Source organism: Comamonas suwonensis, from assembly GCF_012844455.2.
In the GTDB taxonomy this organism is placed as follows: domain Bacteria; phylum Pseudomonadota; class Gammaproteobacteria; order Burkholderiales; family Burkholderiaceae_C; genus Comamonas; species Comamonas suwonensis.
In genome coordinates, this window is sequence record NZ_JABBCQ020000017.1 from 21,871 (window position 1) to 46,462 (window position 24,592).

Sequence of the window (24,592 nt, forward strand, 5' to 3'; positions counted from 1 at the left end):
CGTAAGTCAACCTCGACTGGCAGCCACACGTTAAACATCACAAGATCAGTCAGTGCCCTTTGCGTTGACGGTCACCTCACAAGGCGAGTCATGAAACAGTCCCTGCAGGCATTGCTGTCAACCTCCACACGCTGGGCCACCATCGGTGCGCTGGCGGCGCTGAGTACGGCCTGCGTCGCGATTCCTGGTGAATATGACTCTGGCTACAGCGGCAGTTACGGCGGCGGCTATGGCGGTGGTGGCAGTTACGGCTCGACCACCATTTACAGCAGCCAGCCCGTCTACCCGGCTTATCCCGTTTATCAAGGTCAAGACCGCAACGAATGGGCGATTCGAGAGCGCGAGCGTCGCCAGTGGGAGCGCCAGCGTGAGCAGGAACGCGACCGTGCCCAACACATGCGTGAACATCAGCAGCAAGACCGTGAACGCCAGCAATGGCAACGCGATCAGCAGCGCCAGCAAGAGCAGCAGCGCCGCGACTGGGAGCGCCAGCAGTCTCAAAACCGCCGAGACCAAGACCAGAATCGCCGCCAGCAGGAGCGCGATCAACAACAGCAAATGCAGCAGCAGGCACAGCAACGCGACCGTGACCGCATGCAGGCCGAGCGTGACCGCCAGCAACAAGCCCGAGACAGGCAGCAGCAAGAACGTGATCGAGACCGTGATCAGCGCCAGCAACAACGCCAGCGTGAAGGTCAGCAGCAGGGCTTTCCTCCACGCGGCGACTGGCGCTAATCTTCTGTTGTCGCAGCAGAGCTGCGCTTCAATTTTTTCTTGCCGCCCCTCATAATTTGCAGGCGTTCACAGCCATCAAAGGATTGGTCATGCCGAAGCTCAACTCCCTGCAACCGGTCATGCGCACGCTTTCGCTAGCCTTGCTGCTGGGTTGGGCGGCACTGGCCAGCACGGCCCAAGCCCAGGTTCTGCGCTGCATAGACGCCAAGACCGGCGAGGTGACCTATACCAACGGCCGCTGTGTTTCAGGCGAATCGACTACTCTGATTCAGCCGCCACAAAGCGCCGAAGAAATTGAGGCCGAACGCGCCCGCGCCAACAAGGCCCGAGAGCGCAGCAAAGCCGAGATAGCCCGTGATGAGGCACAGCGCCGCCAGCGTGAAGCGCAGGAGCGCAAGGAACGCGAAGCCGCCGAGAAAGCGCAGGCCCGTGCCGGTGGCAATCTGGAAAACTCCCCTGCCTGCCGCCAGGCCCGTGAACGCTACAACGCCATCCTGGCCGAACCCAATCCCGACCCCGCCACCTGGGGTGAGCGCAGCCAGGCCGCCCAAGCCCAGATGGAAATGAGCTGCCTGGGCGCTGCCGCCTATCAGCAGCTGCAGCAAAGCCGCGCGCTGCAGCCCAATGCCATCAACCGCCCACAGTGGGGCTATGGCCGCCCACCCCATGGATATCCGCCTGTACGCCCGACGCCATCGCAGCCACCGGCCAAGATCGTCAACTGCAATGTCTTTCGCTGCTACGACAACCGCGGCGGTGTTCATCCCATTCCTTGATTCCCCTGCGGCGCTTTGCGCCTTCCCCCAGGGGACGACAGCTTCGCTGCGATGCGGCGCTTGCTTGCTGCCCCTTGCCTGGGCCAAGCCAATTTTTAAGAATCGTGCTCTTTGCTGTGCCTAGCTTTGCAGGCCCTCGGTCACCGTGGGATAACGCAGCTTGAGCTTGAGCTCCTGCTTGAGTCGCTGATTCGACAACCGCCGTGACTCGCTCATGAAGCTGAGCAAGCTGGCTGGCAGCTCGGTCTTCGCCAGCTCACGCGAAATACGTGGTGGCCTGGCCATACCGTACAGGTCAGCCGCAAGATCAAAGTAATCACCCATCTTCAACTGCGTATCGTCACTGGCGTGATAGATGCGTTGCGGCTTGCCGCACCACAGTGCCCGCAGGCAGGCGCGGGCCAGATCATCGGCATGAATGTGGTTGGTGTAGACATCATCGGCCGCCAACAACACCGGCGTGCCACGCAGCAGGCGCGGGCGTGGCGTACCGCCCTCGCGATTGGGCGCATAGATGCCGGGAATGCGCAAGATGCTGGCCCGCAGGCCTGAGCGCCCGGCAAAGCGCACAGCCCGCTCAGCGTTCACGCGTCGTTGCGCCCGGCCTGTAGTCGGTGCGACGGCCCGGGTCTCAGTCACCCATTGCCCCTGACAGTCCCCATACACACCGGAAGTCGATGCATAGACCAAACTGTGCGGCAGGCTGCGCAAGCGCAGGGCCTGCATCAGCGCCGTGGTACGCCCATCCAGCCACCACCCCTCCTCAGCCTCCGACAGCGCAGGCGGAGGAGCCAGATGCAGCACCCGCGTAGAGATACCCGCCAGCCGACGCAAGCTACTCATGTCATCCAGATCACCCCACAGAGGCAACACACACTGCGCCCGCAACTGAACTGCACGTTCTGGATTGCGGCTCAACACCAACGCCTTGACTCTGCTGCCAAGCAGCCGGGCCGCCCGCTGGCCGACATCGCCATAGCCAACGATCAATACACGTTCACGACGAAAGCGCGCTGGTAGCGCACCCAATGGGCTTTGGTTTGAGGGCAAAATCGGGGCCTGCTGCGTACACGAATAGAGGGTCATCCACGCTGCTGCGACTGCAGCAACGCGGGGCAATGACTGCCAGTTACGCCTTCAAGGATACCTAGAAAAAGCCATGACCGAGATTGCCAACGCTTCGTTTGAAATTACCGTCCAGCCCAGCGGACGTTCTTTTGCCACTCAAGGCGCTGAAACCATTCTGGCCGCAGCGATCCGCACCGGCGTCGGCCTGCCTTACGGCTGCAAAGACGGTGCCTGCGGCTCCTGCAAATGCAAGAAGATCAGTGGCGATGTGAGCCACGGCACGCATTCGGACAAGGCTCTGAGCGCCGATGAAGAAGCCAGCGGCTATGTGCTGACCTGTTGCGCCACGCCCCACAGCGATGTGGTGCTGGAGTCGCGCCAGGTGACCGATGCCAGCTCATTCCCCATCAAGAAAATGCCCGTGCGCGTGGCCGCGCTGGAGAAAAAATCGCACGACGTGATGCAGGTTCGCCTGCAACTGCCCGCCAGCGAAAAGTTCCAGTACCACGCCGGTCAATATGTGGAATTCATTCTGCGCGACGGCGCCCGCCGCGCCTACTCGATGGCCACCGCCCCTCATGTGCAGGAAACCACACCCGGCCTTGAGCTGCACATTCGTCACATGGAAGGCGGCAAGTTCACCGACCACGTCTTCGGCGGCATGAAGGAAAAAGAAATTCTGCGCGTGGAAGGCCCGTTCGGCAGCTTCTTCCTGCGTGAAGATTCGGACAAGCCCATCATCTTGCTTGTCTCTGGCACCGGCTTTGCCCCCATCAAGGCTCTGATCGAGCACATGCGCCACAAGGGCATCAACCGTCCCACCACGCTGTACTGGGGTGGTCGCCGCCCTGCAGACCTGTATGACGCGGCATGGATTGCCGAGCACACTGCCTCCATGCCGCAGTTCAAGTACATACCCGTCATCTCGGACGCTCTGCCTGAAGACGCCTGGACGGGCCGCACCGGCTTTGTGCATCAGGCCGTGATGGCCGACTTTGCCGATCTGTCCGGCTATCAAGTCTACGCCTGTGGTGCCCCCATCGTGGTGGATTCGGCCCGTGCCGCTTATACCAGCGAACGCGCCCTGCCTGCCGAAGAGTTCTACGCGGACGCATTCACCTCCGAAGCCGACAAGTAAATACCTTTATTAGTGCGAACCCCGATGCTTTCCATCAATCATCGGGGTTTACGCGCAAAATTCCTGTTTGAATAACTACCTTGTCTGACAGGGTTGCAATTTTTTGCACAATAGTGAGCTATGAACCGTAGAAACAGCCTTCTCTCGGTCATGGCGGCTGTTGCTGCCCTGGCCTCCCCCCTCTCTCAGGCCCAAGAAACCATTCGTCTGATCGTGCCCTATGCGCCCGGTGGTCCGCTGGACATCACCTCTCGCGCTCTGGCGGAGCGCGTGCGTGATTCACTGGGCGTTGTCGTCATCGACAACAAGGCTGGCGCGGGCGGCAACATCGGTGCCGACGCGATTGCCAAGGCCCTGCCTGATGGTCTGACCATCGGTCTGGCAGCAACCGCCACCCATGCCGTCAACCCCTGGCTCTATGCCAAGATGCCCTACGATGCAGGCAAGGACTTTGCCGGCATCACCCAGATGGTGCGTGTTCCCAATGTGCTGGTGATGAATGCCGCCAAGGCCACCCAGCTCAACATTCACAACATGGCTGACCTCATCAGCTACGCCAAGAGCAACCCTGGCAAACTGAATTACGGCAGCGGCGGCAATGGCTCTGCAGGCCACCTGGCTGGTGAAATGCTCAAGCAAAAGGCCGGCATTTTCGCCCTGCACGTGCCTTATCGCGGTGCCAACCCTGCCCAGCTGGCCTTGCTGTCAGGCGAGGTGGACTTCAATATCGACAACCTGGCTGCCGCCGCCCCCAATATCAAGAGCGGCAAGCTGGTGGCGCTGGCTGTGACATCGCTCAACGCCTCGCCCCTGCTGCCCGGCGTACCCGCTCTGTCCAAGACCTATCCCGGTTTTGCGATTGATACCTGGTGGGGTCTGGTCGCCCCCGCAGGCACACCCAAGCCCGTGCTGGACAAGCTGAGCAAGGCCTTCAACGACGCCCTGCAGGCACCAGAGACCAAGACGCGCTTCAGCACACTCATGGCTGAACCCGTGGGCTCGACGCCTGCCGAATTCGACAAATTCATGGCTGCAGAGCGCGCCAAGTACCAGCCCATCGTCAAGGCCTCTGGTGCCAAGGTGGACTGAGCCAATCTAGCGATACGCTGATACCCATAGCCCCGGCAGCAGCGATGCTCCGGGGCTTTGATGTTTAAGGCCTCTAGCGCTTTATAAATAAGCGCGAGCAGCTATCAAAATAGTAGTTTATTGTTGCCACCAGCCTTGCGACTGACTGCGTTCAATACTCTGATCGACCACGGCCTGCAGCAGCTTGGCACTCACACATTGGGGCGCAATTTCGGCCAGCGGCACGAGTACAAAAGCGCGCTCCCACATGCGAGGGTGGGGCACGATCAGCACCGGATCCTCCGAGCGCCATTCACCCCAAAGCTCGATATCCAGATCCAGCGTGCGTGGTGCATTACGGTAAGGGCGCTCGCGCCCGGCCTGCAACTCAAGTGCTTGCAGCGCCTGCAAAAACGCCAGTGGTGCCTGCTGGGTACGCACCAACGCCACAGCGTTCAGATAATCCGGCCCTGACGAATCAATAGGCTTGGTGCTGTAGAGCGAAGAAACGGACAGCAACTGCGTCTGCGCCAGCTGGGCAAGGGCTTGCACGGCCCAGCGCAGCGTTTGCTGCGCATCCCCCAGATTGGCTCCCAGGCCAATGGCCACCGTATCCGCAGCCAAGGTCGCCAAAGCAGTGTCAGGCTTATTCATCACCACCGGTGGTCGCGCTGCCTGCTGCGGGCTTGCGGCGGCGACGGCGGCGCTTTTTAGGCGCATCGCCCTCATTGACTTCATTAGCGACTTCCTCCAGCGGGCTGCTCGCGGCCTCGCCTTCGGCTTTTTTCTTGGCCACGCGGTGCACCTTGGGCGCTGCCTGCTGCTGGGTACGCTGACGGGCACGCTGCTCATCGCGCGCCTGAGCGATCAGGTCCGCACGGCGGGTATCGTCCGCATGCTGGAATTCCTGCCACCAGCTGGCCAGGCTCTCTTCCACCTCGCCAATGTCAGCACGCAGACGCATAAAGTCAAAACCGGCGCGAAAGCGCGGCTGTGCCACCATGGAGTTAGGCGTTGCACCCGTGCGCTTGTCAAAGCGGGGCTGCATGACCCAGATTTCACGCATGTCCGCAGCCAGCTTGCCACGGCCCGACACGTCGCCAATGCGCTGGTCAAAGACTTCGTCAATCGACTCCTGCAGCGCGGGGAAGGGGTGATAGCCCTTGCCCAATCGCTTTTCCCAGCCTTGCTTGACGTCTTGCCAAAGCACGCAGGCCAGCAAGAAGCTGGGGGCCACGGGCTTGCCTTCGGCGACACGGCGATCGGTATCCATCAACGCGGCTTGCACAAACGGGTGGTCAGCACGCTCCATCACCACATCCAGCAGCGGGTAAATGCCGCGCGACAGGCCCAGCGCCTTGAGCTGCTCCACCGATGCAATGGCGTGGCCGGTCTGCAGCAGCTTGAGCATTTCGTCGAACAAGCGGCTTTGCGGCACTTCCTGCAGCAGCGGCTCGCATTCAACCAGCGGCTTGGCCGTCTTGGCTTCGAGCTTGAAGTCCTTGCTGCTCAGCTTGGCGGCAAAACGCACGGCGCGGATGATGCGCACCGGGTCTTCGCGGTAACGCGTCGCCGGGTCGCCAATCATGCGCAGCACCTTCTTCTTGGCGTCTGCAATACCGCCGTGATAGTCGACCACGATTTGTGTCTCGGGGTCGTAATACATGGCGTTAATAGTGAAGTCGCGGCGCGTAGCATCTTGGTCCTGCGGGCCCCAGACGTTGTCGCGCAGTACGCGGCCGCTGGCGTCCACGGCATGCTTCATGCCGGCCAGCTCGTTTTTGCTGGTACGTTCATTGCCGCTGACTTGCTCAGCCGCGCTGTTATCCAGAAAGGCGCGGAAGGTCGAGACTTCGATGACCTCGTTTTCGCGGCCACGGCCATAGACCACGTGCACGATGCGAAAACGCTTGCCGATGATGAAAGCACGGCGAAACAGGTTTTTGACCTGCTCGGGCGTGGCGTTGGTCGCCACATCAAAGTCCTTGGGACGCAGACCCAGCAGCAAGTCACGCACGGCGCCGCCGACGATATAGGCCTCAAAACCCGCGCTCTTGAGGGTCTGCACCACATCAATGGCGCGGCGATCCACCAGGTTCGGGTCAATGCCGTGCACTTGCACCGGCACTTCATCACGTTTGCCGAACTTGGGCTTGCGCGCGCGGGGGGCCGCTGGGGCTTTACCCAGGAGCTTGTCAATAATGGTCTTGATCATGGTGCTTCGCTAAATAGGTCCACGATGCGCCAGCCGCGTTCCTCGGCCAGGGAACGCAAGCGCGCATCGGGGTTGGTGGCCACAGGGTGATCCACTTTTTCAAGCAGGGGCACATCGTTCATGGAGTCGCTGTAGAAGGTCGCTTCCACGTCTTCCCAGCGCAGGTTTCTCTCTGCCAGCCATTCGGTCATGCGCACGACCTTACCTTCGCGCATATTTGGAATGCCCGCAATTTCGCCCGTAAACCAGCCCTTGGCATCCCGCACCAGCTCGGTGGCAAGCAGATGCTGGACGCCAAAAGCCCTGGCAATCGGGCCCGTCACAAATTCATTGGTGGCCGAGGTAATGACCACGGTATCACCCGCATTCAGGTGTTGTTGCACCAATTCAATGGCCGCAGGCTTCATGGCTGGACGGATCACTTCGTCCATAAAGCGCTGATGAGCCGCAGTCGACTCCGCCTCGCCACGCTCGACCACGGCTGCCGTGGCAAAGCGCACATAGTCGGGAATATTGAGCTGCCCGGCCTGATAGTCTTCAAAGAAAGCGTCGTTCTGGCGGCCAAAGGCCTCCTGATCGCACCAGCCAATGGCGATGGAGAACTCGCCCCAGCCGTGGTCAGAATCCAGCGGCAGCAGGGTGTGGTCCAGATCAAAAAGGGCCAGCTTTGGCTTGTTCGGCAATTCAGAAGCAGTCGACATGCAAATCCAACAAAAAGTGCCGTGGCAGGGCCAAAGCGGGGAGTAAGGCAAGCAACAGGGTGCGTGACTTCACTCAGTTTCCAGCATGGTTTTGAGCAGCGGGATGGTGATGGCGCGCTTGCTGCGCAATGCAAAGCCGTCCAGCATGTCCAGCAGTTGCATCAAAGAACCCAGATCGCGTGAGAAGCGCCTGAGCATGTAATCCATCACTTCGTCACTCAGAAACACACCGCGGGCATCAGCCTCCTGTCGCAGCACGGCGCGGCGTGCAGGTTCATCGAGCAAATGCAGCTGATAGACATGGCCCCAGCCAAGGCGGGTGCGCAGGTCTTCGCGCAGTTTGAGGTCAGCAACAGGCAACTGTCCGGCACCCAGCACCCAGCGCGGCAAGCCGGTCGCAGGGCTTGTGGCATTCACAAACCAGTTGAAGGCCCGCGCCTGCTGAAAAGGGGTGTAAATGTCCACATCGTCCATGAGGACGGCGACCCAGCGCTCATCAAACGCAGGAGGAAATGGAGTGGAGGCATCCATCCAGCCCACCATGGCGCCCTGCTCGCGCAGCGCTTCACGCACGGCCTTGAGCAAATGACTCTTGCCTGACCCCGCCTCGCCCCAAAGGTAAGTAGGCACTGGCGTTCTTGCTTTTTGAAGCTGTCCATCGCCCACCCAATGACGCAGATGGTCAATCAGGGCAGCGTTGGGACCCACAAAAAAGCGCGACAAGGTCGGGCCGGGTGCCGTGCTGATATCCAGAGCCAGTTGCTTCATCTGCGACATACGCGCAGCGCCCCCTTTCCTGGGCATTCAACAGCCCATGCGGCGAAATCTGACAGGAGATTTATCAGCATCAATGTGAAGGAGACGGTGACCTGGGATATGCACTCCGATCAAGCCCTGCAAAAATGCATTGACTCGATCGCGCGGTAACAAAAGCACTAATTTTAGTCTGCACTGACAGGCCCTGAGCCGGTTCAGGCTGATTTTGCCTACTGCCGATGTTGTAGTCAGGCCATGAATGCTCCAGCAAAACCCTTTGGCGCATGTCGGCCCGCACCCGAGAACAAGGTAAGCGCCGTAGAATCCCGGGGTTTCCCGCCCATGCAGGGCGCTCCCCGCACCGGACCCATCGATGAGCTCTTCCGCATCCTCCTCTACCCCCATTTCCTACAAAGACGCAGGCGTTGATATCGACGCTGGCGACGCACTGATTGAGCGCATCAAGCCTCTGGCCAAGAAAACCATGCGCGAAGGCGTGATGGCTGGCATCGGCGGCTTCGGCGCGCTGTTTGAAGTGCCCAAGCGCTACAAGGAGCCCGTGCTGGTCTCCGGCACCGACGGCGTGGGCACCAAGCTCAAGCTGGCCTTCGAGTGGAATATGCACGACACCGTGGGCATCGATCTGGTGGCCATGAGTGTGAACGACGTGCTGGTGCAAGGCGCGGAGCCCTTGTTCTTCCTCGACTACTTTGCCTGCGGCAAGCTGAATGTGGATACGGCTGCGGCCGTGGTCGGCGGTATCGCCAAGGGCTGCGAGCTGTCTGGCTGCGCACTGATCGGCGGCGAAACCGCTGAAATGCCCGGCATGTACCCCGATGGCGAATACGACCTGGCAGGCTTTGCCGTCGGCGCTGTCGAGAAATCCAAAATTCTGACCGGCCAGAGCGTCAAGCCCGGCGACGTGGTCCTGGGCTTGGCTTCGCACGGCGTGCATTCCAACGGTTTCTCGCTGGTGCGCAAGTGCATTGAGCGCGCTGAAACGCAAGGCTCCGTGCCCGAGACGCTGGACGGCAAGCCCTTCAAGGCCGCCATCATGGAGCCTACCCGCCTGTACGTAAAGAACGTGCTGGCTGCGCTGGACAAGCACCCCATCAAGGCGCTGGCCCACATTACCGGCGGCGGTCTGCTGGAAAACATTCCCCGCGTGTTGCCCGAAGGCACTGCTGCCCACCTGACCGCCGGTAGCTGGCCCCAGACTGAGCTGTTTGCCTGGCTACAAAAGACAGCGGGCATTGACGATATCGAAATGAACCGCACGTTCAACAACGGTATCGGCATGGTGGTTGTGGTGGCCGCAGAAGATGCAACCGCTACCGAAGCCACTCTGGCAGAGCTGGGCGAGAAGGTCTACACCATCGGAGCCATCACAGAAATTGGCGCTGGCAAACCGGTTGAAGTACGCTAAGCACATCTTCAATACAGCCCTCTATCCCGAGCTTGAATGACGCAGCATTTGCCAGCCCCCATCGCGACGCAACCGGGTCCTTCGCCCAAGGTCATATTGGCCAGTTACTTGTTGATGGGAGCGGCACTGCTGCTCGTCATGCATCAGGGGATACTCCCCGGCCTGCTGTGCGTGTGCGTGGGCTTCATGCTCACCCGCGCACTGTCTCGCCTGCTGTCACGGGCAAATCATCGCGCCTTTCACAGCAACCAGCTGCCTCGCTGGACCCAGGTGGTCGCAACCACCATCGTGATTCTGGCGCCACTAGCCTTGCTTAGTGGCGCCCTGTCACACACCCGCACCTACATCACCGAAGCCCCGGCCCAGTACAAAGAACTACTGGACTACCTGGCAACCACGGTGCTGGAGCTGCGCGAAAAGCTGCCTTCAGACATTGCCGATCAACTGCCTGACGGCGCCCAGGACATTCAGCGCAAGCTGGCCACTTACCTCGCCGCCAAAGCCGGCGTACTGGCCAATGCAGGCCGCGCCTGGCTGACCGGCCTGCTCTACGCCTATGTGGGTCTAATCATTGGCGCGCTGGCCGCCGTGCGCCCCATTACCGCCCGTCGCCCCCCACTGGTCTGCGCCCTGCAACAGCGCATCAGCCACTTCGCGCTGGCCTTCAAGCAAATCGTGGCGGCCCAGTTCTGGATTGCGGCCTTCAACACCTTGCTGACCTCCGTCTTTCTGCTGGTCATTTTGCCGATCTGGGACCTGCAACTGCCCTACACCCCGGCCCTGATCACCCTGACGTTTGTGGCCGGACTCATTCCCATCGTCGGCAATCTGCTGTGCAACGCCGTGCTGACGCTGGTGGGTCTGTCGGTCTCGCCCGTGGCTGCAGCAGCATGCCTGGGCTTTCTGATTCTGATTCACAAGGCCGAATACGTCATCAACGCCAAAGTAGTAGGCACTCGCACCCACATGGGCGTGTGGGAACTGCTGGCCGTGATGTTTGTGGCTGAATCCGTTTTTGGCCCCGCAGGTCTGGTGGCTGCCCCGCTGTTTTACGCCTACCTCAAGAAAGAGCTGGAAGCCGCGCAGCTGGTCTAAGCTTCGAATTCAGCCCTCAATCGGCCTGACGTAGTCTGGCGATAGCCTTGGCTATCAAATCAGCCTCTAGCCCATGCGCAACATTGGAATAGCGCTCCAGATCTAATAGCGCTCTTGCAGGCACCCCCCACTGGGCGTAAGCCATACCGCGGTCTCGGTACAGCTCATCACGCTCAGGCTGCAGCAGAATCAGACGATTGAGCACGGCCACCAGCATGGCCCAGTTTTTTTGGGCATGGTGAATTTCCTGCAAATTGCGCAGCATGCGCCCCACCACATCGCGCGGATGGGCTGCCTGCAGGTACAGCCCCAGCGGCGGCGCATCTTCAGACGTAATGCCTGTTTGATCCAGAAAAGGCTGCAGCCGCTCTGCCAGCGCATTGGCTGAATAGGAGTCGCCTGTCAGCGGGTCTTGCACCACCTGCCCCTGGGGCAAGCGCACCTTGACCAGAAAGTGTCCGGGAAAGCTGATGCCTTCCACCGGCAAATCAATGCTGTTCGCCAGCTCCAGCCAGATCAGTGCCACGCTGATGGGAATGCCGCGCCGCGTTTGCAGCACATGGTGGATATAGCTGTTGGCGGGGTCGTAATAGTTGTTGAGGTTGCCCGCAAAGCCCAGATCGCCATAAAAGAATTTGTTGAGCGCACTGAGCTTGCGCAAGCCGTCATCCTCGCCCGCCAGGCGCTGCACCAGCCGCACCTGCAGGCGGTCCAGTTCTGCCTGCGCAGATTGCAAATCCAGATCAGGCTCGGCATCTTGCGCAATGCTGATGGCCGCCTCCATCAATGCAAAGTTCTCGTCGCTTTGCACCAGAGACGCAAAATAATTCAGGGCAGTGGGGTACTCGTCAATCGTCCAGCTCATAAGCGGCTTTGTAAGCCGCTTATGAGCGAGTTGCAAGCAAAATTCCCTTGATACGCAGATAAACCGCGCACAAGCCGCTCACATTTCCATGAGCAGCTAAGCCTTTACCGGCGCAGCAACTGACGCAGATTCAGCCCCGACAGCATCAGCACACCAAAGTACAGCACGGCAGCTCCAGCCATCATGGCGGCCAGCAGGCCAGCACGCAGCAAGCCATTGCTGCGCAGACCCACCCAGTCAAAATGCTGGCTGCCCCAGAGCAGCAGCACGGCCAGCAGCACACTGGCAGCGATCACCTGCGCAATAAACTTCAGCCAGCCGGGCTTGGGCCTGTAGGCGCCGCGGCGCAGCAGGCCGATCAGCAGCCAGGTGGCGTTGATCAACGCCGCAAGGCCAATGGACAGAGCCAACCCCGTGTGCTTGAGCCAGGGCACCAGCGCCAAATTCAGCAGCTGGGTGATGATCAGCACCACAACCGCAATTTTCACAGGAGTGCGAATGTCCTGACTGGCGTAATAACCAGGTGCCAGTACCTTGATGGCGACCAAACCCAGCAGGCCCGCGCCATAGCCCATCAAGGCCAGCGCAATCTGCCCCACATCGCTGTCATGCAGCGCTCCGCGATGGAACAACGTGGCCACTAGCGGTGTTGCAAACGTGAGCAAGCCCACGGCACAAGGCACAGCCAGCAGCACGACCAGACGCAGACCCCAGTCCAGCATATTGGAGTAACGCTCGTCATCGCCCGCAGCTTTGGCAGAGGCCAGCTGCGGCGTCAGCACCACCCCCAGCGCCACGCCCAGCAAGGCCGTGGGAAATTCCATCAAGCGGTCCGCGTAGAACAGCCAGGTCACGCTGCCCGGTGCCATATAAGAAGCAATCTGGGTGTTGATCATCAGCGAAATTTGCGCCACGCCCACCCCCAGCAAAGCCGGGCCCATCAGCGCCAGAATGCGGCGCACACCGGCCTCATCCCATGCAGCACGAATAGCAGCAGGCGAAAAACCAATGCGCGGCATGAGCGACATGGCGCGCAGCGCAGGAATTTGCACCGCTAGTTGCAGCACACCACCCAGCATCACACCGCCAGCCATCGCATAAATCGGCTCAATGCCTTGCTTTTGCAGCCAGGGTGCACCAATCAACGCTGCCACAATCATGCTCAGATTCAGCAACACAGGGGTAGCCGCAGGCACGGCAAATTTCTTCCAGGTATTAAGAATGCCCGCAGAAAGGGCCACCAGCGACATAAAGCCGATATAGGGGAACATCCAGCGCGTCATCACCACGGCAGCGTGATAACCATCAGGGGTCTGACGCATACCGCTGGCCAACAGCCACACCAGCAGTGGAGCACCCACCACGCCAAGCACGCAGACAACGATCAGCGACCAGAACAAAATCGTGGCTACATGCCCAATCAGCTGGCGCGTGGCCTCCTCACCATTTTTGGTCTTGCTGGCAGCCAGTACCGGCACAAAGGCCTGACTGAAAGCACCTTCGGCGAACAGACGCCGGAATAGATTGGGAATTCTGAAGGCGACATTGAACGCGTCTGTGAGCGCATTGGCTCCGAACATGGAGGCCATGAGCAGATCACGCACCAGCCCCGAAATACGGGAGGCCAGCGTCATCAGGGATACGGTGGAGGCGGCTTTGAACAGTGACACGCAGCGAAGTGTATGCGTTCACGCCTGCGACTGCAGGCCGATTGGTGGTGCTTTTCACTCTGTAGCAAACATGCAGAGCCGATGCAGACGGTATCGCGTCAGTCAGGCATGCCGCAAGCTATTGATGCCAAGCAAAAGCTGCCCCGCAGCGAGGGCATTGCCCTTCCCGTGAAGCGAGAGAGTGGGAAGCCTCGATGCGGCGAAGAGGGTGGTACAATCTATTTTTTTGCTGACATCATCCTCAGACACAAGGAAATAAATCATGGCAACTAAAGCCAAAAAGAACCCCCGCCTGGCTTCTGGCCGCAAGCGCGCCCGCCAGACAGTCAAGCTGAACGCTGCTAACACTTCGCTGCGTTCCAAGTACCGTACTGCTGTCAAGAATGTCGAAAAGGCTGTTGTGGCCGGCGACAAGACCAAGGCAGCTGAACTGTTTGCCAAGGCTCAGTCCGTGATCGACCTGATCGCCGACAAGGGCATCTTCCATAAGAACAAGGCAGCTCGCGATAAGAGCCGCCTGTCCGCCAAGGTCAAGACCCTGGCTCTGGCTGCTTAATACCAGCCTCCCTCAAGCACGGATGACTTTGGTCATCTGCCGTTTGTAATGGGTGCGCTGTCAGCAAAAACATCAAAACCGCCTTCGGGCGGTTTTTTTGTTGCCTGCAATTTTTCGGCTTTTCAGATGCAGTCATCATTCTCCGCCTCGCTCCTGACTGCCCCCTCTAACACCAATTGATTAGCGTCAATTTTCGACTTCCCTAGGACAATCACTAGCTCGGGGAGTCTTATGTCTTCTACAGGACTTACTCTCCACTCCGCCGCAAAAAGCCTGCTGCCTGCCTGCAGGCTTTTTCTTTAGTCAAGCCTAGAAGAAGTCATGAAAAAGTCGATCAAAGCAGGACTGGGTGCCGTCGCGGCCCTGGTTCTGGTCACGCTATTATTTTTATTTTGGCCACTGTTCCCCCGCTCGGTCCCCAAGGCCGAGAACGAGCAACCTGTGGATGTGGTGATGGTTGGTGCCGGCGTGATGAGCACTACGCTGGCGACCTACCTGCAGGAGCTGCAGCCCGACTGGAAGATCGAGGTCTTCGAGCGCCTGGACGGTGTCGCCCTGGAAAGCTCCAATGGCTGGAACAACGCAGGCACGGGTCACTCGGGCTTTGCCGAATTGAATTACACCCCCCAGTTGCCTGACGGCAGCGTGGAAACCAAACGTGCAGTGGGCATTGCCGAGCAGTTTGAAGTGACGCGCCAGTTCTGGGCTCATCAGGTCGGCCGCGGTTTCCTGCAATCACCCGAAACCTTCGTGAATGCCACACCTCACATGAGCTTCGTCTGGGGTGATGACAATATCGCTTTCCTAAAGAAGCGTCAGCAGGCCCTGATCCAGAACCCCTTGTTCTACGGCATGCAGTATTCCGAGGACCAGGCACAGATCAAGAAGTGGGCCCCACTGATGATTGAAGGCCGCGATCCAAGCCAGAAAATCGCCGCCACCTACATGCCCTTGGGCACCGATGTGAACCACGGCGTCTGGACCGAGCAGCTCATGGCTTCTCTGCAGAAGAGCCCTAATTTCAGCCTGCACCTGCAAAGCGAAGTCACGGCCCTGCGCCAGAATGCCGATAAGACCTGGAACGTGACCGTGGCCGATCTGGCCAACGGCCGCAAGGAAAAGACTGTCAAGACCAAGTTTGTGTTCGTGGGCGCCGGCGGTGCCGCGCTCAAGTTGCTGCAGGCCTCCGGCATCCCCGAATCCAAGAACTACGCCGGTTTCCCAGTGGGTGGTCAGTTCCTGGCCATCGAGAACCCCGAGCTGGCAGCCCGCCATGACGTGAAAGCTTATGGCATCGCCTCTACCGGCTCCCCTCCCATGTCGGTGCCTCACCTGGATGCCCGCCAGCTCGACGGCAAGCCCGTGGTGCTGTTTGGCCCATTTGCGCTCGCAACGACCAAGTTCCTCAAGCACGGCTCTTGGTGGGATCTGTTCTCCTCGGTCAATCATGACAACCTGATGGGCATGCTGCACGTGGGCATCCACAACCTGGACCTGGTCCAGTACCTGATGCAACAGGCCGAGCTGAGCGACGAAGACCGCCAGGCCGTGCTGGCCCAGTACTTCCCCCACGCCAAGCGCGAGGACTGGAAGCTGGTCACAGCAGGCCAACGTGTTCAGATCATCAAGCGCGATCCCGAAAAGGGTGCTGTGCTGCAGTTCGGCACCGAAATCGTAGGCTCCGAAGACGGCAGCATCGCCGCCTTGCTAGGTGCCTCGCCCGGTGCGTCGACCGCTCCCCACATCATGCTGAACCTGCTCAAGAAGTCCTTCCCCGATCAGATGGCCAGCGCCGACTGGAAGAGCCACATCCAGCAAATCGTCCCCTCGTATGGCCGCAAGATCAATGAAGACGCGACTTACACCAACGAGATCCGCCGCATGACCAGCTCGGCCCTGAAGCTGCCTTATGTGGATGTACCTGCCGACCTGGGCAAGAAGGCCGAAGTGGCTCCCACTCCCGCCCCTGCCGCTGCGCCCCAGAACCCCACCCAGCTGAACAAGGAAATGCAGGCGCTCTAAGCCCTGCTCCTGCCGCACCGGCCCTGCTGGTGTCCACCCCGCCGGCCCGTGCCGCGCGGGGTTTTTTCTTGGAGCATCACTCCCTGTCCCTCGGCTGTGTCGGCCTTCCCATTCTCATGCTCCGCCCTCTGACCCACGCCCCCATTGGCCGAACATTGGTTCACTTTTCCCTGCCCTTGTGGGGTGGGTATGTGCTGCAATCGCTGAACACCTCGGTCAATGCGTTCTGGATCGGGCGCCACCTGGGCGAGGCCGCCCTGTCTGCGGCCGTACATGCCAACAACCTCCTGTTTGTACTGATCGCTCTGGTCTTCGGCATCAGCCAGGCCACCAATTTGCTGGTGGCACGCGCCGTGGGTGCAAACCGCTGGGCGCTGGCGCGCCGTATCACGGGCACCAGCGCCAGCCTGTTTTTGTGCTTCTCCCTGCTCATCGCCGCCCTGGGCTGGCCTCTGGCCGCGCCGCTACTGCACATTCTGGGGGCTGAGCCTGCCACTTCAGCTCTGGCCGTGGACTATCTTCGTGTATTGTTTTTAGCACTTCCGCCCATGCTGCTGCTGATCTTCGTGGCCGCTGTGCTGCGCGGCACCGGCGACAGCCGCACGCCTTTTTTAGTCCTCTTGGCCGTGGCTCTGGGAGATGCCGCACTCAACCCCCTATTCATCTTCGGCACAGGCCCCTTGCCGGGTATGGGCATGGCCGGCTCGGCCCTTGCCACCCTCGTGGCAAATAGCGTGGGCCTGCTGGGCCTGCTGGCTTGGCTGCACTGGCAGCGCCTGCCGCTCTGGATAGGCTGGCGCCAGCGCCGCCACCTATGGCCCAAGCCAGCCCTGCTGCGCTGCCTGCTCACCAAGGGACTCCCCATGGGCCTACAGATGCTGGTGGTCTCACTCTCCCTGATGCTGATGTTGAGCCTGGTCAACGCCTATGGCACTCAAACCTCCGCAGCCTACAGCGCAGCCCTGCAACTGTGGGCCTATGTGCAGATGCCAGCCATTGCCGTGGCCTCGGCCTGCTCCACCATCGCAGCTCAGAACCTGGGCGCCGGCCACTGGTCGCGCGTAGCGCGCACGGCCCGTACCGGCGTGGCCTTGCAGCTGCTGTTGACCGGCGCCTGTGCGGCCCTGGTTCTGGTCTTCGAACGTCCAGTACTGGCCCTGTTTCTGCCCGAGGGCAGCGCGGCCCTGGAGCCCGCACGCCACCTCAACCGCATTGTGCTGGGCTCGTTCATGCTGCTGGGCGTGAGTAACGTGTTGGCCGGAGTCATGCGCTCCACAGGTGCAGTGCTGGTGCCTTTGGCCATCATGGTCGCAGCGCTGTGGTGGGTGCGCCTCCCCTTGGCCTGGGGGCTGCAGCCCATTTTGGGGATTGATGCGCTATGGTGGAGTTTTCCGCTCAGCGCCCTGGCATCCATGCTGCTGTCGCTGGCCTATTACTGCTGGGGATCATGGCACCAGGCACATCTGCTGGACCCAGCCACCGCCTCCCACTGAGCCTCCATCGCTGTCAGGCGGATACAAAAAAAGCTTCTCATGGAAGCCTTTGTCGTTTGCGCGGCACCTCTGGGCACCAGAAAGAATCACCCCTTTTCGGACGACGCCTTGTCTGGCAACAGACAGGCTTCCGCGACTTGCAGATCGTTGTCCTTGGCGAAGTTCAAGCAGAAGTCCCAAGCCATGGGCTCATAGTCGCGCAGATCTCGGTTAATCACCACGCATTTGGTTCCGTTCATCACTGTGGGCACGCACCAGGGCGAATAGCTCAGATGACTGCCTGCGCAGGCTCCACCGGGGCGAAACTGGCTCATGACCCCAGCCAGACGCTCGGCCCAGTCGCTGGGTCGAAAAGTTTTGCCGGCATGGGTCATACCCATGATGAACAGTTCTTTGCTGGAAGGGGTAACCATCAAATATTCGCTAAATAAAACCGGGCAACCGGGCGGGATCTCCACCAACATACCCAAAGAATCATTCTAACTCTTGTATAAGAGACGTGCTGTCAACCCCACAATGACCTAGGCTCATTGCATGGCAACGATGCGTAATCCGCAATGTTGGGGTTATCAGGGCACTCTAAAATCAAGCCTCGCATTTTTAAGGTGCCAGTGCGCACCATTGACCTTCCTTTTCCAGGAGATTCTTGCAATGACCGCTTTCATCGAGGCAGCTTCGCCCCACGTTATGCCCACCTACGGCCGCGTCCCTATCGCGCTGGAGCGAGGCCAGGGCTGCCGCGTATGGGATGTGAACGGCAAAGAATATCTGGATGCGCTGGGCGGCATTGCCGTCAACACGCTGGGCCATAACCATCCCAAACTGGTGCCTGCCCTGCAAGACCAGGTGGCCAAGCTGATCCACACCAGCAACTACTACCATATCCCCGGTCAGGAAACGCTGGCCAAGCTGCTGACCGAGCGTTCGGGCATGACCAATGTGTTCTTCTGCAACACGGGCCTGGAAGCCAACGAAGCCGCCATCAAGATCGCCCGCAAGTACGGCGTCGACAAGGGCATTGCCAAACCTGAAATCGTGGTCTATGACCACGCCTTCCACGGTCGCTCCATCGCCACCATGAGCGCCACCGCCAACCCCAAGGTTCGCAACGGCTTTGGCGATCTGCTCGACGGCTTCACCCGCATTGCCCCCAATGACTACGAAGCCCTGATCGACGCCACCGAAGGTAACCCCAACATCGTCGCCATCCTGATGGAGCCCATTCAGGGCGAAGGCGGCCTGCACCCCATGCGTGCCGACTACCTGAAGAAGGTGCGCGAGCTGTGCGACGCCAAGGGCTGGCTGCTGATGATGGACGAAGTGCAAGCCGGCATGGGCCGCACTGGCAAGTGGTTTGCCCACCAGTGGGCCGGTATTACGCCCGATGTGATGACCCTGGCCAAGGGTCTGGGCTCTGGCGTGCCCGTGGGCGCTGTGGTGGCGCACAATGCCGCCGCCAAGGTGCTGACTGCCGGCAACCATGGTTCCACCTTTGGTGGCAACCCCTTGTCCATGCGCGCTGGTGTTGAAACCATCCGCATCATGGAAGAAGATGGCCTGCTGGCTCACACCACGGAAGTGGGCGAGTACCTGAAGGCCCAGCTCCACGCAGCGCTGAGCAGCCTTGAAGGCTATGTAGAAGTGCGCGGCCAGGGCCTGATGATTGGCGTGGAGCTGACCAAGCCCTGCGGCCAGCTGATTGGCCAAGCCGCCGAAGCCGGCCTGCTGCTGAGCGTGACCGCCGACACCGTGATCCGTCTGGTGCCCCCACTGATTTTGAGCAAGGCCGAAGCCGATGAAATCGTCGCTAAGCTCAAGCCATTGGTTCAAGCCGTACTGGCTGCCTGATCTCTCAAGGAATTTCGCATGAAGCACTACCTGCAATTTAGCGACTTCACGGCAGATGAATACGACTACCTGCTGGAACGCGCTGCCTTGATCAAGAAAAAGTTCAAGGGTTACGAGAAGCACCATACGCTGAGCGACCGCACCATGGCCATGATCTTCGAGAAGGCCAGCACGCGCACGCGCGTCAGCTTTGAAGCCGGCATGTACCAGCTGGGCGGCTCCGTGGTTCACCTGACCACGGGCGACAGCCAGCTGGGCCGCTCCGAACCCATCGAAGACAGCGCCCGCGTCATCAGCCGCATGACCGATCTGGTGATGATTCGCACCTTCGGCCAGGACAAGATTGTGCGCTTTGCCGAATACTCGCGCGTCCCCGTCATCAACGGCCTGACCAATGAGTTCCACCCTTGTCAGATTCTGGCCGACATCTTTACCTTCATCGAGCACCGCGGCTCCATCAAGGGCAAGGTTGTCGCCTGGGTGGGCGACGGCAACAACATGGCCAACACCTGGCTTCAGGCGGCTGACCTGCTGGGCTTCACCGTCCATGTCAGCACACCCGGCGGCTACGAGGTAGATGAACAACTGGCCTTCAACGGCAAGCCCGTCAACCCCGGCTGCTACAAAGTCTTCAAAGACCCGCTCGAAGCCTGCAAGGGCGCCGATCTGGTCACCACCGATGTGTGGACCAGCATGGGCTATGAAGCAGAGAACGAAGCACGCAAGAAAGCCTTTGCCGACTGGTGCGTAGATGCCGAAATGATGGCTGCCGCTCAAGGCAACGCCTTGTTCATGCACTGCCTGCCCGCCCACCGCGGCGAGGAAGTGGAAGCCGACGTCATCGACGGCCCGCAATCCGTAGTCTGGGACGAGGCGGAAAATCGCATGCATGTGCAAAAAGCACTCATGGAGTACCTGCTGCTGGGCCGCCAGCCAGGCTGATACCCCACGCCCTGGCTCATTTGCATACAGACACACCCATGCACCTGAGCCATACCCCATTCAAACACCGCCTGCTGGTACCGCACCCGCAGGCGGTGTTTGCGTTTGTGCACCGCGCAGCCTCGGGGTTCAGGCACAGCTTTGGTGCCAGCGCCCTGCGCCAGCCCCACGTGGCACGCCACTGGAGGGTGCCCTGCTGCTACGGACCGCGCAAACGCTTTGCGGCCCGGGTGCGCGCGCTTTATGTGCGCATTCACACCTTCTATCTGAAGTTTCTTCAAGGCCACACCTAGTGGCTCAGGCACCGGATTTTGCGCTTGCGCAGAACCCTCCTCTCATCCTTGACCAAGCACAGCCCCTTCCCTCAAGGAAAGCAAGGGCTGTCATTGCTGATGCCTGAAAAATCGAAGAAACCTGATGACCGAATCCGTTCACCCCTGCCTGACCTGCGGCGTTTGTTGCCAGAACTACCGCGTTGAATTCTCTATCTACGAGCTGCAATCCATGGGCGGCACCGTACCTGACGAGCTAGCTCATGAAGTCCCCGGCAAAGGCAACCGTGCCCGCATGAATGGCACGGAGCGCCACCCCGTGCGCTGCGTGGCCCTGCGCGAGTTGCCCGAGGTGGGCGAAGGCTGCATGGGCTGCGGCATCTACGAGCAGCGCTCCAAGCCCTGCCGCGACTTTCCGTTTGCATCGTATGGCTGCCACGACACGCGCGAGAAATTTGGTCTGCCTGTGCTGCAAGAGCAGGAAGTGGAGCGGTGGCAGGAAGCCGCGTGAGCCGTTCGAGACAGCTAGGGCGTTCAAGGGATGGCTACATATTTTGATAGCTGACTGCGCTTTTTTATCTTGCATTTCAGCCTTATTAAGCTCTGAAGTTAGCTATAACCATGCGTAATCAGCTCCTGTTCTAATGGAATCACCCCATGCCCTGCTACGCCTATATCGCCACCAGCCTTGACGGTTTTATCGCCCGCCCCGATGGCGGTCTCGACTGGCTGGATGCCGCCCAGGCCCGCATCACCCCGCCCGAAGACTGCGGCTATGCCGACTTCATGCAAGGCATTGATGCCCTGGTCATGGGACGCAACACCTATGAAAAAGTGCGTGGTTTCACACCGTGGCCGTATGACAAGCCGGTCTATGTGCTGAGCCGCACCTTAAAGGAGTTGCCCGACGCGCCTGCAGGCGTGCAGCTCTTCAGTGGCACACCGGCCGAACTCGTCGCTCATGCCGCGGCACAGGGTCAGCCGCGCCTGTATGTGGATGGAGGCATGACCCTGCAGTCTTTTATTGCCACTGGCTTGCTCGACGAAATCACCCTTACCCGCATCCCCGTGTTGCTGGGCGAAGGCTTGCCGCTGTTTGGCCCGCTGGGCCCCGGGCAAACCGCAGTCCAGCTGCGTCACCTGAGCACGCGCAGCTGGGACTTTGGCCTGGTGCAAAGCCACTACGCGCTGGAGAACGCGCAAAAAAATAAAAAGGCCTGAGGCACCGCAAAGCGCCTCAGGCCTGATCTACCCGCGTTGACGGCTCTACAAGCCTCAAGGCTTTTTAGCGCTGGGCGCGCAGCTGTCACCGCCACAGGCGCTGCAACCACCGCAGCCGCTGTCCTTGTTGACGCCCGCCAGCGCGGGGTGCGACTGCGCCAGCTTGCGCTTCAGGGCCGAAGGCATGAGCCTCCAGACCAAAGCCACGGCGGCCAGCGCCACAATCAGTCCCACAATGATTTCCTGCATTGGCTGTTTCCTTTCTTCAGGCCCGGCTTAACCCGCACCGAAGGCCACGGCCACACGGTAGGTAATAAAGCTGCACAAATAGGCCAGACCAAACATATAGCTGGTCATGATCAACGGGTAGCGCCAGCCATTGGTTTCCCGCTTGACGATGGCCAGCGTAGAGATGCACTGGGGCGCGAAGACAAACCACATCAGCAACGACAAGGCCGTGGCCAGCGACCATGTATGCGCAATCAACGGGCCCAGTTGCTGGGCCATGGCGTCATCGCTGGAGGCCGACAGTGCATACACCGTACCCAGCGCACCCACGGCCACTTCGCGCGCTGCCATGCCGGGCACCAGCGCAATGGCGATCTGCCAGTTGAAACCAATCGGTGCCAGCACCACTTCCAGCCAGCGACCGATCTGGCCCGCAAAGCTGTAGCGGATCGCGCCTTCGGTCACGCCCTCGGGAGCACCCGGGTAGCTGGCCAGGAACCACAGCACGATGCTCACCGTCAAGATGATGCCGCCCACGCGGCGCAGGAAGATGATGGCGCGCTCATACAGGCCCAGAGCCAGGCTGCGGATGCTGGGCCAGCGGTAGGCTGGCAGCTCCATCATCAGCGGTGTACGCGCCTTGTTGGTTCTGAACAGCTTGGCCACCCAGGCCACTGCCATGGCGCTAACGATACCGCCCACATATAACGCAAACAGCACCAGACCTTGCAGATTGAACATGCCGCCCACGGTTTGCTCGGGGATGAAAGCACCGATCAGTAGCGCATACACGGGCAGGCGCGCCGAGCAAGTCATCAGCGGCGCAATCATGATGGTCAGCAAACGGTCACGCCAGCTACTGATGGAACGCGTGGCCATGATGCCGGGCACGGCGCAGGCGAAGCTGGACAGCAACGGAATGAACGAGCGCCCCGACAGGCCCACAGTGCCCATGATGCGATCCAGCAGAAAAGCCGCGCGCGGCAGATAGCCCGAATCTTCCAGCACCAGAATGAAGAAGAACAGAATCAGAATCTGCGGCAAAAACACCAGCACAGCGCCCGTTCCGGCAATCACGCCGTCCACCAGCAAGCTGCGCAGCACGCCGTCTGGCATGACATGCCCGACCCACTGGCCAAAACTGGCAACCCCGCCTTCAATGCCTTCCATCAACGGTTCGGCCCAACTGAACACCGCCTGAAAAATCAGAAACAGCGTCACCAGCAACAGCAGCGTTCCCCAGACGGGATGCAGCACTACCGCATCGATACGGTCTGCGCGCTGATTGTCCACCTGCGGCTCCCGCACGGCGTCGCGCATCATGTCCGCCACCTGCTGGTGCAGACTCAGCAATTGCTCCTTGGCCCCCAGCCCGGCCTTGGGCTGCCAGCGCCCTTCCATCGATGGAGCCTTCAGCGAATGGGCCTGCTCGCTGTCCAGCCAGTTCAGCAGTTCCTTGCCGCCGTCCAGCCGCACACCCACACTCTCAATCACGGGCATGCCCAGCGCCTGACTGAGCTTGGCCTTGTCCACCACAATGCCCTGGCGGCGCGCCATATCGCTCATATTGAGCACCAGCAGCATGGGCAGACCCAAGGCACGGGCTTCCAGCACCAGGCGCAGGTTCAGGCGCAGATGGGTGGCATCGGTCACGCAGATCAGCAACTCGGGCGGTGCTTCGCGCCCATGCAGACCACTGACGATGTCGCGGGTGATGCGCTCATCATCGCTGTGCGCATGCAGACTGTAAGTACCGGGCAGGTCCAGCAGACGCACGCGGCGCTTGCCCGGTGTGCTCAGCCAGCCTTCTTTGCGCTCTACCGTCACGCCTGCATAGTTGGCAACCTTCTGGCGTGCGCCAGTCAACAGGTTGAACAGCGCAGTCTTACCGCAGTTGGGATTGCCCAGCAAGGCGGCGCGCAGGGGCGCGTTCGGGTCTGCCGCAGTAGCAGAGCCAGCATTCAGATTCTGAAGAGAGATGTTTTGCACGAGCTGCTCTGTTTTCGGGTTGTCACGCGCGTTCATGCCTTTGCCTCCACCGCCACCATGACCCGCGACGCTTCATAACGGCGCAGTGCAAAAGTGGCGGCTCCCACGCGCACGGCCAGTGGGTCGGGGCCGGGAAAGCCGGTGGCCACAATGCGCACACGCTCGCCAGGCAGAAAACCGATTTCCATGAGGCGCAGCATCAGCTCTTGCTCCTCCACATTGCTGGCGCTGACCAGATCCACCACGCGGGCAGAGGTGTTGACAGCCAGCGTGTCGAGGCTGATCGCAGCCTGCGCGGTCACTGGTGCGCCATCCGACGCAAAAACGGGGGCCGCGCTATCCGAGGCCAAGGACTGCAAGATACTCATGGGCGCTATTTTATTGAGTTTAATTCTCATTATGTTTCAGGCGTCTTCAGAGTCCCAGTGCACCGCAGTGCCGCAGGTATGTGGTTTTCAGCCCGAAAGAGGCACATTAGTCTGCGCTTGCTCTGCCCTAAAGCCTTGAG

Annotated in this window: 26 protein-coding genes; 15 read left to right on the forward strand and 11 right to left on the reverse strand. The window is 60.3% G+C overall.

Annotated elements, in window-relative coordinates:
• The first annotated feature begins 90 nt into the window (after positions 1 to 90).
• Together HF327_RS17370 and HF327_RS17375 are read left to right on the forward strand one after the other, a co-directional pair.
• Complete coding sequence (locus HF327_RS17370) at positions 91 to 735, forward strand: hypothetical protein (protein WP_198461591.1); 645 nt, start codon at positions 91 to 93, stop codon at positions 733 to 735.
• An 89-nt stretch (positions 736 to 824) separates the two neighbouring features.
• Positions 825 to 1,511, forward strand: coding sequence for a DUF4124 domain-containing protein (locus HF327_RS17375; RefSeq protein WP_198461592.1), 687 nt, complete (start codon positions 825 to 827; stop codon positions 1,509 to 1,511).
• Positions 1,512 to 1,631: 120 nt separating this feature from the next.
• On the opposite strand, the gene HF327_RS17380 is transcribed toward HF327_RS17375, so the two are convergent.
• Positions 1,632 to 2,561 carry an SDR family oxidoreductase gene (locus HF327_RS17380; protein ID WP_407927052.1) on the reverse strand — a complete coding sequence of 310 codons (930 nt, stop codon included), beginning with the start codon at positions 2,559 to 2,561 and terminating at the stop codon, positions 1,632 to 1,634.
• A gap of 109 nt (positions 2,562 to 2,670) precedes the next feature.
• On the opposite strand from HF327_RS17380, the gene HF327_RS17385 reads away from it, so the two are divergent.
• Both HF327_RS17385 and HF327_RS17390 read left to right on the forward strand, forming a co-directional pair.
• Positions 2,671 to 3,717 (forward strand): CDP-6-deoxy-delta-3,4-glucoseen reductase, encoded by a 1,047-nt coding sequence (locus HF327_RS17385; protein WP_198461594.1) that lies wholly within the window; start codon positions 2,671 to 2,673, stop codon positions 3,715 to 3,717.
• 120 nt (positions 3,718 to 3,837) lie between these two features.
• On the forward strand, positions 3,838 to 4,806 hold the full coding sequence (locus HF327_RS17390) for a Bug family tripartite tricarboxylate transporter substrate binding protein (protein ID WP_198461595.1): 969 nt from the start codon (positions 3,838 to 3,840) through the stop codon (positions 4,804 to 4,806).
• A 117-nt stretch (positions 4,807 to 4,923) separates the two neighbouring features.
• Here HF327_RS17390 and folK read toward each other — a convergent pair whose 3' ends face one another.
• The 4 genes from folK to hda all read right to left on the reverse strand — a co-directional run bounded on the left by folK (position 4,924) and on the right by hda (position 8,469).
• Entirely contained in the window at positions 4,924 to 5,439 is a 516-nt protein-coding gene (folK, locus tag HF327_RS17395) for a 2-amino-4-hydroxy-6-hydroxymethyldihydropteridine diphosphokinase (protein ID WP_198461596.1), read from the reverse strand.
• Positions 5,432 to 7,000, reverse strand: coding sequence for a polynucleotide adenylyltransferase PcnB (gene pcnB / locus HF327_RS17400; protein WP_198461597.1), 1,569 nt, complete (start codon positions 6,998 to 7,000; stop codon positions 5,432 to 5,434). Before pcnB ends, folK begins: the two co-directional genes overlap by 8 nt.
• A complete protein-coding gene (locus HF327_RS17405) occupies positions 6,997 to 7,701 on the reverse strand; it encodes an HAD family hydrolase (RefSeq protein ID WP_198461598.1) in 705 nt (234 codons plus the stop codon). The genes pcnB and HF327_RS17405 overlap by 4 nt, the downstream gene beginning before the upstream one ends.
• A gap of 69 nt (positions 7,702 to 7,770) precedes the next feature.
• Positions 7,771 to 8,469 carry a DnaA regulatory inactivator Hda gene (gene hda / locus HF327_RS17410; protein WP_328701897.1) on the reverse strand — a complete coding sequence of 233 codons (699 nt, stop codon included), beginning with the start codon at positions 8,467 to 8,469 and terminating at the stop codon, positions 7,771 to 7,773.
• Positions 8,470 to 8,830: 361 nt separating this feature from the next.
• Between hda and purM the strand changes: the two genes are divergently transcribed.
• On the forward strand, positions 8,831 to 9,883 hold the full coding sequence (gene purM, locus HF327_RS17415; RefSeq protein WP_198461600.1) for a phosphoribosylformylglycinamidine cyclo-ligase: 1,053 nt from the start codon (positions 8,831 to 8,833) through the stop codon (positions 9,881 to 9,883).
• A 36-nt stretch (positions 9,884 to 9,919) separates the two neighbouring features.
• Complete coding sequence (locus tag HF327_RS17420) at positions 9,920 to 10,978, forward strand: AI-2E family transporter (RefSeq protein ID WP_198461601.1); 1,059 nt, start codon at positions 9,920 to 9,922, stop codon at positions 10,976 to 10,978.
• Between the two features lie 16 nt (positions 10,979 to 10,994).
• On the opposite strand, the gene HF327_RS17425 is transcribed toward HF327_RS17420, so the two are convergent.
• The gene (locus HF327_RS17425; RefSeq protein ID WP_198461602.1) at positions 10,995 to 11,843 is read right to left on the reverse strand and encodes a SirB1 family protein; all 849 of its coding nucleotides are present in this window, start codon (positions 11,841 to 11,843) and stop codon (positions 10,995 to 10,997) included.
• Positions 11,844 to 11,947: 104 nt separating this feature from the next.
• Positions 11,948 to 13,513, reverse strand: coding sequence for a murein biosynthesis integral membrane protein MurJ (gene murJ, locus HF327_RS17430; RefSeq protein ID WP_198461603.1), 1,566 nt, complete (start codon positions 13,511 to 13,513; stop codon positions 11,948 to 11,950).
• A 12-nt stretch (positions 13,514 to 13,525) separates the two neighbouring features.
• Here murJ and HF327_RS17435 point away from each other — a divergent pair, with 12 nt between their 5' ends.
• The 4 genes from HF327_RS17435 to HF327_RS17450 all read left to right on the forward strand — a co-directional run bounded on the left by HF327_RS17435 (position 13,526) and on the right by HF327_RS17450 (position 17,584).
• Complete coding sequence (locus tag HF327_RS17435) at positions 13,526 to 13,786, forward strand: hypothetical protein (RefSeq protein WP_198461604.1); 261 nt, start codon at positions 13,526 to 13,528, stop codon at positions 13,784 to 13,786.
• Entirely contained in the window at positions 13,776 to 14,069 is a 294-nt protein-coding gene (gene rpsT, locus HF327_RS17440; protein ID WP_099736066.1) for a 30S ribosomal protein S20, read from the forward strand. The genes HF327_RS17435 and rpsT overlap by 11 nt, the downstream gene beginning before the upstream one ends.
• Positions 14,070 to 14,390: 321 nt before the next feature.
• Complete coding sequence (mqo, locus tag HF327_RS17445) at positions 14,391 to 16,091, forward strand: malate dehydrogenase (quinone) (RefSeq protein WP_198461605.1); 1,701 nt, start codon at positions 14,391 to 14,393, stop codon at positions 16,089 to 16,091.
• Positions 16,092 to 16,207: 116 nt separating this feature from the next.
• A complete protein-coding gene (locus HF327_RS17450; RefSeq protein ID WP_198461606.1) occupies positions 16,208 to 17,584 on the forward strand; it encodes an MATE family efflux transporter in 1,377 nt (458 codons plus the stop codon).
• Between the two features lie 86 nt (positions 17,585 to 17,670).
• Here the strand turns inward: HF327_RS17450 and HF327_RS17455 are convergent, their stop codons facing one another.
• The gene (locus HF327_RS17455; RefSeq protein WP_198461607.1) at positions 17,671 to 17,997 is read right to left on the reverse strand and encodes a DUF3579 domain-containing protein; all 327 of its coding nucleotides are present in this window, start codon (positions 17,995 to 17,997) and stop codon (positions 17,671 to 17,673) included.
• A gap of 238 nt (positions 17,998 to 18,235) precedes the next feature.
• On the opposite strand from HF327_RS17455, the gene HF327_RS17460 reads away from it, so the two are divergent.
• The 5 genes from HF327_RS17460 (at position 18,236) to HF327_RS17480 (ending at position 21,867) form a co-directional block, all read left to right on the forward strand.
• Positions 18,236 to 19,432, forward strand: coding sequence for an aspartate aminotransferase family protein (locus tag HF327_RS17460; protein WP_198461608.1), 1,197 nt, complete (start codon positions 18,236 to 18,238; stop codon positions 19,430 to 19,432).
• Between the two features lie 18 nt (positions 19,433 to 19,450).
• Entirely contained in the window at positions 19,451 to 20,374 is a 924-nt protein-coding gene (gene argF / locus HF327_RS17465) for an ornithine carbamoyltransferase (RefSeq protein WP_198461609.1), read from the forward strand.
• A 38-nt stretch (positions 20,375 to 20,412) separates the two neighbouring features.
• Positions 20,413 to 20,667, forward strand: coding sequence for a hypothetical protein (locus HF327_RS17470; RefSeq protein ID WP_198461610.1), 255 nt, complete (start codon positions 20,413 to 20,415; stop codon positions 20,665 to 20,667).
• 124 nt (positions 20,668 to 20,791) lie between these two features.
• Positions 20,792 to 21,157 (forward strand): YkgJ family cysteine cluster protein, encoded by a 366-nt coding sequence (locus HF327_RS17475; RefSeq protein WP_198461611.1) that lies wholly within the window; start codon positions 20,792 to 20,794, stop codon positions 21,155 to 21,157.
• 146 nt (positions 21,158 to 21,303) lie between these two features.
• Entirely contained in the window at positions 21,304 to 21,867 is a 564-nt protein-coding gene (locus tag HF327_RS17480; RefSeq protein ID WP_198461612.1) for a dihydrofolate reductase family protein, read from the forward strand.
• A gap of 54 nt (positions 21,868 to 21,921) precedes the next feature.
• Here HF327_RS17480 and HF327_RS17485 read toward each other — a convergent pair whose 3' ends face one another.
• The 3 genes from HF327_RS17485 to HF327_RS17495 are packed head-to-tail and all read right to left on the reverse strand — an operon-like array spanning position 21,922 to position 24,452.
• Complete coding sequence (locus tag HF327_RS17485) at positions 21,922 to 22,116, reverse strand: hypothetical protein (RefSeq protein ID WP_198461613.1); 195 nt, start codon at positions 22,114 to 22,116, stop codon at positions 21,922 to 21,924.
• A 27-nt stretch (positions 22,117 to 22,143) separates the two neighbouring features.
• Positions 22,144 to 24,120 carry a ferrous iron transporter B gene (gene feoB / locus HF327_RS17490; protein ID WP_198461614.1) on the reverse strand — a complete coding sequence of 659 codons (1,977 nt, stop codon included), beginning with the start codon at positions 24,118 to 24,120 and terminating at the stop codon, positions 22,144 to 22,146.
• Positions 24,117 to 24,452: a FeoA family protein gene (locus tag HF327_RS17495; RefSeq protein WP_198461615.1), complete on the reverse strand. Its 336-nt coding sequence runs from the start codon at positions 24,450 to 24,452 to the stop codon at positions 24,117 to 24,119. The genes feoB and HF327_RS17495 overlap by 4 nt, the downstream gene beginning before the upstream one ends.
• Positions 24,453 to 24,592 lie beyond the last annotated feature (140 nt).